The following is a 13302-nucleotide window of genomic DNA, read 5'->3' on the forward strand; positions in this document are numbered from 1 at the left end:
TTGTGGAACAGTTGCGCGACGACCTGCTTGAGCGCTGCGATTTAGCGCGCGAAGGCAACTCGGAGCGTGAGCTTGCTCAAGTTGAAAGCACGGTGTGCTTTCAACGCAAGCGAGGTCTGCCTTCGTCTCGATTGACGAAGGCAGGGCAGATTAGTGTGGTTGTTCATTGGGAATTTGGCTGTGTTTTGTGAGTGCTGCCAACTGCACGCGGGTCCGAAGAACGTGATTAAGAGACCCTAACGCAGCACGCGATCTGCGCGCGTGTCCGAAGAACGTGATTAAGAGACCCTAACGCAGCACTCCGACTGCACCAGTGTCCCAAAACAAGCAAAATGAGACACTCGCGCAGTACTACGACTGCACGCGGGTCCGAAGAACAGGATTAAGAGACACTCGCGCAGTACTCCGACTGCACGCGGGTCCGAAAAACAGGATTAAGAGACACTCACGCTGCATGCAAACTGCACGAGTAACGAAAAAAACGGTGACGTTCGCACAGCGCGACGACCTGCTTTCGCACTTTGAGCGTAGCGCGCGAAGGCAACTCGGAGCGGAAACTCGCTTAAGTTGGAAGTCCGGGGGACTTCCAACGCGAGTTTCGTAGCGAGCGCGTCGCAATCCGCGCGAGCGTTTTGGTCAATTTATGGAACATTTGCGGGAGTTTTTTCTCCGGCATTTGTTGCTGAATTTGCGTAATTATGGAACATTTGCGGGAAAAACTCCGGAGAATGTTACAAAAACAGCCAACGCTCGCGCAGCGCTTTGACCGAGCTTGAAATCATTGGGATTTCAAGCTCGGTCAAAGCGCGCGAAAGCAACTCGGAGCATTAACGCAATGCTCGATGAGCTTGATTAAAGAAATCGTACTCGTACACGCACGATGTCATATACGCCTGCGCCGCAAGCACGCGCTGCTTCGGCGACGCCTCCTCAAAAGCCTGCTCTACGCACTCAATTGCCGTACGAACGCACGCGTCGAAACCTTCCGAAGAATACATCTCAATCCACTCATAGTACGGATTTCCTGGCTTAAGCGCCTCAGCGAGCACGTGACCAACTTCCTCATACAGCCAGTAGCACGGAAGCACGCTGGCAACCGCCACCACATAATCCTCGCCCAACGTCGAAGCGAGCAAGTGATTCACGTAAGCCAGCGTCACAGGCGAGCACACCGGTCGCATCGGCTGACCCGTCTTCTTAAACCAGCCGCGATGCAGCTCAGACTCAGCCTCAATACACTCCGCGGAGCTAGACGACCAGTGCACGCGCGCCTTGTCATCGTGCGCTTTGGCTCCACAAGCCGCCAAAGCCCTAGAGTAGCGCTTCAAATATTCCGCATCCTGGTTCAGATAAAAGTCGAACAAATCCTCGTCAAGAGAACCGTCGCCAAGCGCCTGAACGAACGGCATGCGCACAATGTTGTTATCGACGTCAGCACTCGCCTTCCACAACGCCTCAGTCCACGGTCCAGCCGCAGCAATCCACGGCTTACGAGCCTCAGTGCGCGCAGGCGCAACGCAAGTTTGCGGATTCGTACCGTCCAACTCTCGCACGTCAACCTTCATAAACTCCCAAGGAGTTGCCGAAGAATCAAGCTCCATCCTATACTGACGCGCCGCGTGATTCACCGGACCATGGCCCTTCCCAACGTGCAAATCTTCACCGTGCGCAATCGCCTCGTTAAGCCAATGCGTGGTCCAAGCCAACGCCTCCGCAACGGTTGCGTGATCCTCGAGTTTTTTACCTTCGCGAAGCGCCAAACCGACGCGAGCTGCCAGCGACGACGACAGCGAGCAGCCAGTTCCGTGAGTCGTGGCGGTGTCGACGCGTGGAGAAGGCACGTGAATTTCGGTGCCGTCCGGGAATACCGCCGTGTTTCCAGCGTCCGTACCGGTTAAGTGTCCGCCTTTCACGATTACCACGGTGTTGTTGTCGGCAGCCCAGCGGCGAGCCTGCGCGCACGCTTCAGCAAAGTTGGTGGCCGGCTGCTGCTCGCACAATACGGCAAGTTCGGGAATATTTGGGGTAATAATATCCGCTTTTGCTGCAAATTCGCGCAATGTTTCCTCGGCTGATTGTTCGAGTAGACGGTCGCCAGAAGTGGCTACCATCACCGGGTCGAGCACGATAACCGGCACAGGGTGCGACGCGAGCCAGTCGCGCACGAGTTCGATATATGGTTTGTCGCCGAGCATGCCGAGTTTAACAGCGTCAATTTGTACGTCGTCGAATACGGCTTCGAGTTGTGCGCGTAGGAATGAGGTTGGCGGAGTGTAGACTTCGCGCACGCCGCACGTGTTTTGAGCGACCAGATTGGTGGTTACGCACATGCCGAAGCCGTGGGATGCCATGATTGATTTGAGATCGGCTTGGATGCCGGCGCCGCCAGTTGGGTCCGTGCCGGCAATGGAGAGCACGCGCGGAATGATTGGGTCACCGAGCTGCGGTAACGAGTTTTCTCGTGGGGTTGAGAAAGTTGCGGGTTTAGTTGCGCGTGTAGTTTCGTTTGTATTTGCGTTTGCTACGTTGCTATCAGCGTTTGTTTGTGCAATTGTTGTCATGATGTTTCCCTTCGCTAGCACTATCTAGATCAGGTTCTTGCGGATGTAATCTCAGCGTTTTGCTTGGCGATTATCGCAGCATTGCGCACTCCGAACCATAATTCGACTATATCGTTCACACACTACTTAGTGGAGTAGCAGATTGCGAGCGCATAGAGCGCGAGCATTGGCTTTTATGGAACATTTGCGGGAGATTTTTCTCCGGAAAATGTTCCAAAAAAGCGCGAAAGTAGCTACAAAACCCGGAAAATCTCCCGCAAATGTTCCAAAAAACAGCCAAAACAACAACAAACGCCGGGAATTTTCCGGAGAATGTTCCACAATTACGCAAATTCAGCAACAAATGCCGGAGTTTTTCCCGCAAATGTTCCAAAAAACAGCCGAAAAGCTCGCGCGGATTGCGACGCGCTCGCTACGAAACTCGCGTTGGAAGTCCCCCGGACTTCCAACTTAAGCGAGTTTCCGCTCCGAGTTGCCTTCGCGCGCTAAATCGCAGCGCTCAGGCAGGTCGTCGCGCAAACGCCAGGAATTTTCCGGAGAATGTTCCACAAAAGCGTGAAAACGCTCGCACGAGCGCTTTGAAGGAGCTTGAAATCATTGGGATTTCAAGCTCGGTCAAAGCACAACTTATTCATCACAGTCGAAGCCACTTGAGCAGCTTGCCGCTTCGAAGCGCTTCAACCGAAGCGTCGCAGTGCTTGCTGTCTGTGAGCGAGCCAAATCCATAACCGCTAAGCACCGAGCCAAGCCATCCGCGCCTTCCGAACGCGCCGGATGCCAAGAACAGCGCAAACAGCACGCCGAACATGAAGCTGAACCATATTGCAGCTTGGCCACCCGTGAACGGCAGAGGAACCGGACGCACTAAGTATCCAAAGCTGAAGTAGCCGACTAAGCGACCCTTACCGTTGTTATCACTAAAGCCGTCGCTCTCATTATCGGACTTATCTTTTGCACGTCCGTACAAAGCGTACTCAACTCCGTCACCGTCAGTCTTTAGCTTCTTGAACGCCGCAGCATCTACGGAGCCATTGCTCATTATTGACTTGCAGCTGTCAAAATCAGTTGCGCCGCCAATCTTATTAACTTTGCACGCGTACAAGCTAAGGTCGCTGAGTCTAGAGAAGCTATCGTAGTCGTCGTGAACATCCGCAAACAAAGTCTTATTTTTATCCTTGCTTTCCGACTTCGAAACTTTTCCGTCCTTGTCGTATTCCAAAGGATTACCCTCAACCGTGAGCTTAGAGTAGTCCTTCTCATCCATTGCTACAACGTAAGGATTCTTAGCATCCGTGTGACCGCTGAGAAGCGATCCTGCAGTTGCAGCAACAGTTGGTCCAACGTTATCAACAGGTATTACGTATACGCGCATTGCTGCTTCGTCGGTGCTGTCACCTTCCGCGTTGTACTTATCTTTATTTCGTCCGCGAGTGTTGAGCAGCGTCTTATTCACCCAGCTATCACCTAGAGTCATCAGCTGAGTGCTTTGCGGTGCCGCAAACACCTTATCGTTCTTTGTAATATGGAAGTCGTTTCTGCCTGTTGCAATAGCTCCAGAGCTACCCCATGCAGCTATGCCCTTGAAGCTGGTTTCATCTATACTATCGTTAGTTCCGTAAGTTTTGCCTTCGCCGCCAGTAATATGGTCACCGCCGCCACCACTGAGGCCTTTACCGTCACCTCTCCAATTAGCAGAAGTCATGTCGATAATGTTTACGTATGCCGTTAAGTGCGAAGTGTTATGCTCACTATCACCGATAGGCGCGGCGTTACCACCAGCACTATTAGCAGCTCCAGCAGCACCACCAGCTCCACCAGCATCGCCACTTCCGCCAGCACCGCCAGTATCGCCAGCACCGCCACCGTCCGGCGTATACACGTAGAAGTTGTTCTCAATCATCTTGTAACCGTTTTGGCCAACAATAACATTGTTTTCTTTATACTCACCATCAACCTTGCCGCTACCTTTTACTTCGCGCAGTGACGGCTGGCAGTCGTACAAGTTGTAACCTTTACCGCACTCTTTTTCAAGTCTTACGGTATTCGGTTTCAGCACAATTCCATACTGCAGGTCGTTAAGCGTAAACGGCGCTTTAGTGCCGAGGTTGAATAGATAGAACAGCGATTTTCCGTCTGGAGACAGCATAAATCCTGGGTCGTCTTTTCGATCATTAACGTACGGATGCTTTGGATCCCACGTCACCAAATAGTCGGCTGCTTTATCAGTATCGTCAAATTTTTTAGAAACACGAAGTCTAGCAAATCGCGTAATCTGCTTGATTCTAGGAAGAGGCACGAGTATGCGGCTTCGCCAACCGCGCGTCAATACGGCTACGTCTTGTATATTCCCGGCTCGGCCTCCGTAATTATCTTCAGGGAAGTTGTTCGGCTTAGATACGTGTGGATTATGGCTAGTATCGTAGTCGTTTTCCTTGAACGTCACCATTGCTTGGCCTGGGCTTAGCGTTATTTCATCGTTTGACGTGACTTCGCTATCGCTTTTAATCCAGTTTCCGCTTTCGTTTTCTTTGTGTAATTCGGTTTTGATTGCGTGCTTTTCGTCGCCGCTTAGCAGCATTGGGTGCACTTGCACAATACGCCTGTGCATGGCTACGCCGAAGTACACGCAGTCGGAAGGATGCTGACCTTTAGACCATGCGTCTGCAGAAACATTATCTGGCCTACACACTTCACTTGGTTTTTCTTTTGCTAATTCCATTGGCAGGACGTTATCATCATCCTCTTGTTTAGCAAGATCCACTGTGTTACCTGCGTCACGATCCTTACCATTTGAACGCACTTTACCTGATTTTTCACCAGTTCTGGCGTCTTGGTTGTCGTCAGAGTCTTCAACGTCGCGTAAACCTGGCATTGGGGACCACGGCCCTGCATACCAACCTGTACGGCTGCGCGCTCGGACTACGCTGCCCGGTTCCAAGTAATTAGGCGTGAAGCGAACATCACCATTAGACGGATCAATGTATATACCAGGACCTTTTGTATTATACTTGGCTTCATCATGCCATCCTCTTATTTCTTTTGCAGGATCGTACCCATCGCACAGCAACCAGTATTTATACAAACCTTTCTTCGTCCAGCACAATGCAATTTTTTTACCAATGTCGTAGGACTGCTCATTACTTCCACCGGTACTTCCGTTTGCGCCTCCGTTTGCACTGCTGGCCGCAACGGTGTATTTCTTCCTAGGATGGAAGTAAATAACCATTCGTTTTGCAGCATACTCACGACCATACATTTGCTGTGACGGCTGTACCAATACTCCATTATTTAACTCTGAAGTATTAGCTCCTTCATTTTGATAAAGCCAATTTTTCTCAGTAGTTGGATTTTCGTGCGTATTTCCATCGTACGCGACTACGCTAGGCCCCGGAGCTTCTTTCCACGTTACTCTGAAGCATCCTACAGCAGTTTCATCGCTATTTTTACCGGCGCTATCTGTAGTTGAAGCAACCATCTTGAATATAGTGTCCCCAGGCTTATTGCCTCTGTTAGATTCAATAAACCTTTGAAGCGATTTAATATACTCTTTTCCACGTTTAACAAACTCGAGACTCTTAGCTCCGTCGCAATTGTAACTATTACCGCCCGTGCTCTTGCAAACGAGAATTTTCACGCGCAAATTATCTTCAAGAACTTTACTTGATTTACCTTCTTTTGGTTTCGGTTCATCATTCTCATATTTTGATTCAGGCTGTATAGTCTTGTCGTACGCATTGAAGTCATCATCCAGCTTCAAATTATCAATTAAGTGTATAGTAGCGTTATCTACACTACCGTAGCTATCTCTCTTATAAGCCGGGTTATACCATACTCTGTCCAAATCGAGCGGATCTTCGCCACTTCTCAATCCGCACTGGCCATGGTTGTTTTGATTCATCAGGCAATCACCATGAATATTCCACGGCTTACCATTTTTGTCATACTTCTTCGCACTAATCGTCGGCTTTTTGCCGTCCACAGGCATGAACCACACGTTAATTACGTTCGTGGTAACGTCCTGTATTACATCATTTTTATCAAAATCATTATTTCTCAGTAGCAAATCGTTCATTATTAGGCCGTTACGCACGAACAGTTGCGCGTGCATAAATGGTCGCTTGTTGAAGTATCTTTCTGCAGCTTCCTGATCACCTTCTCCGGGCACATATGGCACATTATCGTAATCATTCACCGAATTAACGCCTTTATTCTCGGTTATAATGTCGCCAATGTTTTCGTTATCTGCTTGACCGTTAAAATACTTTCCTCCAGGCATAAGGAAGTCTTTACGGATTGTGTACTCGCTACGCTCATCTTTTGTCCCGGCGTCTATGAGCTTATCCGTAATAGGAACTTCAGTCTCATCAATCATGTTCACATCAACGTTGTCTGCAAAAGAGCCACGATTTCCACCATGCTCATCCGGGGTATACTTAACTAAATCAAGCACGTTTTCCCACTGGCATTTTCCAACATTATCGTCGCTATACCCGCCTGGAGTACACGTACCATCATTAGGAGCATAACCAAAACTCAATCCGCGTATTGGCAACTTACCGTCCCAGCCTCCGTTACCTTCTGGACCATACAGAATATCATGCTTATTCTTCGAACCGTCAAGAACTTTGCTAAGCGAAGGTTGCGGCTTATTTGGATCTTGAGCTTTTGGTACGCCTTTAATTAAATTAAGCACAGCATCCGTGTTAAGCCTTTTACCAGTGTTGATATTCCACTTGTACACTAAATACTGCGTACCGTATTGTTGGTTTCCTCGCATTTCGAGGCCCGGGTCACTTTCCCTTCCACCAACCTTTGTACCTTTAAGTTCCCACGTATAATCTTTGCGCATGTCTACGAAGCGCGTCACCTTATTCATAACAGGGTTCAGCTCAGTTTTATCGCTTGTTTCTAGCTTTTCAAAAACAAGCGTTTTCTTCGCATACTCCATCTTAGGAATATCGTTTATATCTGTAGTGATTTTACGGGGTCCCATAACTCCGTCTAGGCACAGCTTCCACTGCAAGTCGCTACTATGCTTACCCTCAGCCTTGCAAGAATACTTAGGTTTACCATCTCCTTGAGCGTAAGTGAATTTACTACTAGACTTATCGTACTCGTTATAAGTATCGTACTTATCTTCGCCTTTAATGCCGATTTCTTCCTCGCGGTAGACAAAAAGCCTGTAATTCTTAGGGTCGTGACGCATCCAAGTAAGCAATGCTCCCTTTTCTGCGTCGTTTAACTCGTACGGGCTTACTTGCACTAAGCCATTTGGCCATGTAATTTTCAACGGAAGTGGGTCGGATTCTTCCGAAACTCCGGTGAGTTGCCAAAGGCTAGTTTTGACCTCGTCCATAGCTTTTGCTGAGTCTCCCGTTATGCCAGCATCCACATAAATTCTGGAGCCAATTTCCGCAAAGTATTCCGGAATCGTAATATCGCCGGTTTGTGGATCGAACGTAATTTCGCAGCTTCCGTCCGGAGCTTTTGCCGGGTCGCAACCAGGAATTTTGCCTTTTAGATCCGTAATCACTCGCTTAGCGTACTTTTCTTTGAGCTGCGTATCACTTGGATTTCCTGCAGCACGGTCGTCGTCAGCATCTCGATTCTGTTTTTCAGCGTCTTCTTTAGCCTTGTCTTCGCGGTCTTTGCCAGTATTACCATTCTTGCCACCCTTGTTTTGAGTGCTTCGCTTCAAACGTTTCTTAACGTCTTTATTTACTCCCGTAGACGCGTTAGTATCGCCTGCTTTGTTCTGCCTTTCGTTGCCATTATTTGGAACATTCTTGGCTTCAGAATTTGCAGCGTTTTCAGAATTTGCAGCGTTTTCGCTTGGCTTCTGATCGGTCTTCTGATCAGTATTCTGCTTATTTTCAAGCTTGCTATCAATGCTCTTGTTTTCGTCTTCCTTAAGAACAGCAAACCTTACTTTACCGCGCCTTCCAGGAACATTGCGCTTCTTAGAATCCTTCTTAGAATTCTTCTTAGCTGTCTTATTCTTAGCGTTCTTCTTAAGTTCTTTAGAAATCTTCAAAGAAGCAGGCTTGTTGTTAGCTTGATTCTGCGGAATCTGCTGTTCCTGCTTATTTTCTTGCTTTTGCTGATTTTGCGACTGATTCTGCTGCTTTTGCGGCTGCTGTTCCTTCGGCTTTTGCTGATTTTGGGTAGAGTTCTCCCCAGATTTGGCATTATCAGTTTTTTCGCTATCAGCTTTAGCTTTGTTGTCAACTTTCGCCTTGCCGCCAGCAGCCTTGCCGTCAGCAGCCTTATCACCAGTCGATTTGTCGTCAGCTTTCTCCTTGCTGTCAGCTTTAGATTTATCTTTATCCTTGCTGTCAGCCGACTTGTTATCAGCTGCCTTGCCGTCAGCATCCTTTCCATCGGCCGCTTTATCGTCAGCTGCATCTCTGTCCTCTAAAGCAGCTCTATCCGCATCAACCGACCTAGCGCGTCGAGCCCCTACCGTCTTCGGCATATTACTTCTACCATCAGTATTCACCTGATGCCACGGCTTCCCTAAGCCGTCTCTCTGAATAATAATTCCGTAGCAGCTACCATCTGAAGGACACTTTTCATCAAAACTCTTATGAGTTTTACTTTGTACAGGGTCAACTACAGGCTTGCCTTTACCGCGCGCCCAAATGCGTACCATAATCGAGCGCACGCGCTTATCACCGTCCCACGGCTTTACGCGCCCAACGTAATACTTGTAGTCTTTACTCGTATCCCTACGTCCGTTTTTATCTACGTTATTGCCAACTTCCTTCGTGCGCTTATCCCACCAAACGTTTGGCAAACCGTAATCTTTAGAAACAATAATCAGCCTAATCTTCTTAAACACTGAGTTTCCTGCAGCATCCCAACCGTGGAATATAAGATCGTGAATACCGTCAGATTGATCCTGATCTTTAACCGTAGGCGAACCTTGAGCTGGATTATTATCCTTTTCCAAATCTTTCTTTAGAACCCAGCCTTCTTGATCTTTATCAGTATGAGGCATATTACTACCATGATTAAAATCGTCGTATTGTATAGTCTTAAAGTGGCCGCCGCCTTTACGATCAGGATCCTCGTCTTCGTCAACCTTAGGGTCATTAATCATCTTGAAGTCGTCACGGAACTTATTTCCAACATACTTCTTAACCGTATCCTTCTCCATAACGCCAAGAAGTATTTTCGTATCGTCATGACCTTTAACCCAGAACTTAATTTTGCTTCCAACAGCAATTCTCATACCATCTTCTGGCACTTCTTCAGCATCGCCATTATTTACGCTCACTTTTACATCAAGCTTTGGATCCTCATAGTCAACATAAGCAAACACAACAGGTATAACAGTAGTTGAGTTATCCCAGAACGTAATCTTCGCGTACTTTACAAACACAACATTTGGCAAAACTGTAGGTTCTACAGGATTGCCATTAGACTGGGTCTGCAACTGCGCACTATACTTGTTGCGCATCCAAGTGCCGTACTGCCTATTGATTTTCTTTATAACATCCTGCTTGTCTGCGTCTGTTAATTCATCCCCCTGCTTTGCATTTTTTGGAGCGTTACTTATATACCAAATATTGCGTTTCGTAGCATCCTGAGGAGTAGGCCAGCACGCAGACGTTGCAGCGTCACGGTTTTCAACGTCCGCAGACCGCTCAGTATTAGCCGAACGCATGCTTGCGTCAACAGCGGACCTATCACCGTTAGATGCGGACCTATCCCTATTCATTTCATCCTTATGCTCATCCAAAATCTTAGAGTGAGCGCAAGGATTTAGCACACTTACAACAGGCACTTTTGCAGCAATTTTTACATCCGCATCTTCCAACGTGTTTTTACGAGACTGCTCACCCCATTGGTCGGTCCATTCAACGTTGTACACAGCGTTTTTACGAAGATTATCGTTAGCGTCGTTGTCTTTAGAATCTTTGTAAGTTTCGTCAATAGGATACGCCGTAGTTTTGCCAGAATCTTGCCGTACGGAACCATACTTTATGTTAGTGCCGTACATATTCGTATTTACAGGAAGGAACAAGTTAGGATCAAAAGCCATTACCTGATTGTATAAATGCGCCCTATTCTTCACAAATTGCACGAAAGTCTTAGGATCCGGAAGCGGCTTATCGTAATTGTAATACTTTGGAGCAGTTGGACTTGTTTTATCGTCAATCCACTCCTCGGTTTGCAAAGGCTTAAACACGTCCGTTTGCGTAATAATCCTATACCACAAATCCTGCGTTTCGCTAATGCGATAATAATCGTTACTGTACTTTAGTTGCAGCTTATGCCTTCCAGGCGTTGAATCAACAGTATTGTGATCCCCCACACCAGGAGTACGGAACCACTGATTGCCTCGAGCGTAACCGTTATTAGGAGAATAATAATCTGGGAGCAGACGAATATTATCATTCACTTGAATAGCAGGAGAATCATATAAAGGCCTATTTACTAAATTCAGAAGAACACTTGAGAACGTAATACCGTAATTAGAAAGGTAGTTACCATTATTGCTGTTGTACGGTCCCAAACCAGTTCCCTTAAGGAAGTGCCACCTTGGCGCCTGAACATCCATAATTCGCGGCGCACCATACCACTGCTGGTACATAGTGGTATACATATACTTACCACGATTACGGCCAAAACTTATTAACGAATACTTAGAATTATTCCCAAACGGATCAGTCCGACCGTAAAAAGCAGTATTATTCCTTCTGCCGTAGTAAGATCCTGCAGCGTAGAAGAACGAATCGTTCTCGTGCCCAGGCTGAGTACTGGTAGTGAAATGAATCTTATAAGTGTAAGGAACTTCATAATCGCCAGATTCCTTATGAACTTCATTCACAAAACTAAAGACGCGCTGAGTATCAGTTTCTATAGACTTGTAAAGATTTTTTACGATAGCCATGTACGCAGGAGAGTATCCTCGCCCGTAACTACCTTCTGTCTTAGGTGCAATCTTGTGGACGCCATCATCCGGAGCCGCATAACTCGAAGAACTAATGCAAACTAAACCAGATCCATCTCGGCAAGAACCAATAACTTTATCGCTATTTAAGTCATCACTACTTATGGATTGAGGAAGAAGTCTAGAATAGTTTCCGTTTTGACTGTCGTCACTGCCGCTCATCTTATCCCAAGCTGCGGTAAGATCATCACCCGGAGCAAAATCGCTACTCTTCACTTCCTTGCTGCACAAACCGTTAGGATTATCCCACGAGAATGAGCAAGTTTCGCGAGGAGGGTTGGCAATATGCTTTACCTCCTTTTTGTACATTGCAGTTTCTTCCCTACCCGTGTACAGGACTCGCTGAATGTACTGCCTTCCACCTTCGCTACCCTTGTCCAAAGTCTGACCTTTTGGAACCGTAAAGTAGTTAAGAGCATCAGCTGCACCCTGTGTGCGGCCACCCATGTTGAAAATTATATCCCACACGAAGCCGCCGCCGGAAAGCTTAGGCGTGCGCTTTACAAACACAAAGTCTGCAACATCATCCAAAGGTAACTTATACACATCCATGCCGTTACCTTGCGGGCTAATAGTCATATCACGCAAACGCTTCATAATATACGTGCCTCTAGGGTACGGCGTGAAGTACGTTTTACCAAAGTGGTTAGTTCCGGAAGGATCTTCAGGCACAGGGCCATTCTCATAATGTCCACGAGGATAATCAACAGCACCGTTTACTGTTCCAGAATTGTGCGTGTAACCTTTAGCGTTTACATCCAAATCGTGGCCGTTTGTAGCACGAGCGCCAGCACCATCGCCTTCGACAGTAAAACATTCGCCGCGAGCATAATCCTTACCGCAGCCAGGATGATACACTTCGTAAGAATCGCGCTCACCACTGCGTTCTTGGGCTTCGCGGTTTTGCGCTTGAGCTTGCGCTTCTTTGGCAGCACGCTCAAGAGGGGGCATGTTTTTGTAGGCTGAGCCGTACTGAGAGCCGTACTGCGAAAGTAGACCCGAACCTAAATTAGAGCCGAACTTTTTAAATGGATTTTCTGGAGTAACGGATGTACTGGAATTAGGGAAACTTTGGAATGCTGAAAGCTGAGCATCGGCATCAGGAGATGGGTTTTCGGATGGAGTATTTGATGTGTTGGTGGAATTGTTAGCGGACTTATTGTCGGACTTATTGCTGGACTTATTGCTGGACTTATTGGAATCAGCAGCAGACTTGGCAGACTTGGCAGACTCAGCAGAAGTGCTGGAATTATTAGCAGCATCCGCCGCAACCGCGGTGTCCGCAGTCAAGCACAGCGGCAGCCACATCGCCGTCGCAATAACGCAAACGAGAACCGTCTTGAACGCACGATACACCGCACGACGCAACGCACGCAGCAACGCAGGCACGCACTTACCCAACGCAGGCACGCCCCTACACACAGTACGCCACATCGCAAGCATGCACTTGCCCGCCGCACGCACTATGCGCAGCATCGCCCCACCAATGCACGCAAGAACGTTTAGCATAATCGTCCAGATACTCTTCATCGTTTCCACCTAAGTTTATTTGCGATTCCGATGCTAAATGTAGGGGAACTCCCTAAATCAAGCCGCGAACTCGCGCTCGTTTGCGTCGCCGCAGAATCCTGCAGCACCGTTTACTTGCATATTCAGTTATTCGTTCAGTTATTCGTTCAGTTAGGTCACGACGCCGTGGCGCACTATAAGCTACAAGCCGAGAATGTTCATAATCCAGCCGAAAGTATTTTCGCCATTACCTCTCCGCTTGTGCTTCTTACG

The 13302-nt window shown here is 47.8% G+C and carries 3 protein-coding genes; 1 reads left to right on the forward strand and 2 read right to left on the reverse strand.

Annotation, left to right across the window (positions count from 1 at the left end):
• The first annotated feature begins 2 nt into the window (after positions 1 to 2).
• Positions 3 to 191, forward strand: a complete 189-nt coding sequence (locus HXT56_RS04450; RefSeq protein WP_421777851.1) for a hypothetical protein — start codon at positions 3 to 5, stop codon at positions 189 to 191.
• A 636-nt stretch (positions 192 to 827) separates the two neighbouring features.
• Here HXT56_RS04450 and HXT56_RS04455 read toward each other — a convergent pair.
• Both HXT56_RS04455 and HXT56_RS04460 read right to left on the reverse strand, forming a co-directional pair.
• Positions 828 to 2561: a bifunctional hydroxymethylpyrimidine kinase/phosphomethylpyrimidine kinase gene (locus HXT56_RS04455; protein ID WP_421777852.1), complete on the reverse strand. Its 1734-nt coding sequence runs from the start codon at positions 2559 to 2561 to the stop codon at positions 828 to 830.
• A 634-nt stretch (positions 2562 to 3195) separates the two neighbouring features.
• Positions 3196 to 13050 (reverse strand): hypothetical protein, encoded by a 9855-nt coding sequence (locus tag HXT56_RS04460; protein ID WP_421777853.1) that lies wholly within the window; start codon positions 13048 to 13050, stop codon positions 3196 to 3198.
• Positions 13051 to 13302 lie beyond the last annotated feature (252 nt).

The sequence above is a fragment of the Gardnerella nova genome, from assembly GCF_049244055.1.
GTDB lineage: Bacteria > Actinomycetota > Actinomycetes > Actinomycetales > Bifidobacteriaceae > Bifidobacterium > Bifidobacterium vaginale_H.

What these genes read in the sequence shown, in the direction of transcription:
- HXT56_RS04455 (WP_421777852.1), bottom strand. Translation starts at nt 2,561, where the DNA reads ATGACAACAATTGCACAAACAAACGCTGATAGCAACGTAGCAAACGCA.
- HXT56_RS04460 (WP_421777853.1), bottom strand. Translation starts at nt 13,050, where the DNA reads ATGAAGAGTATCTGGACGATTATGCTAAACGTTCTTGCGTGCATTGGT.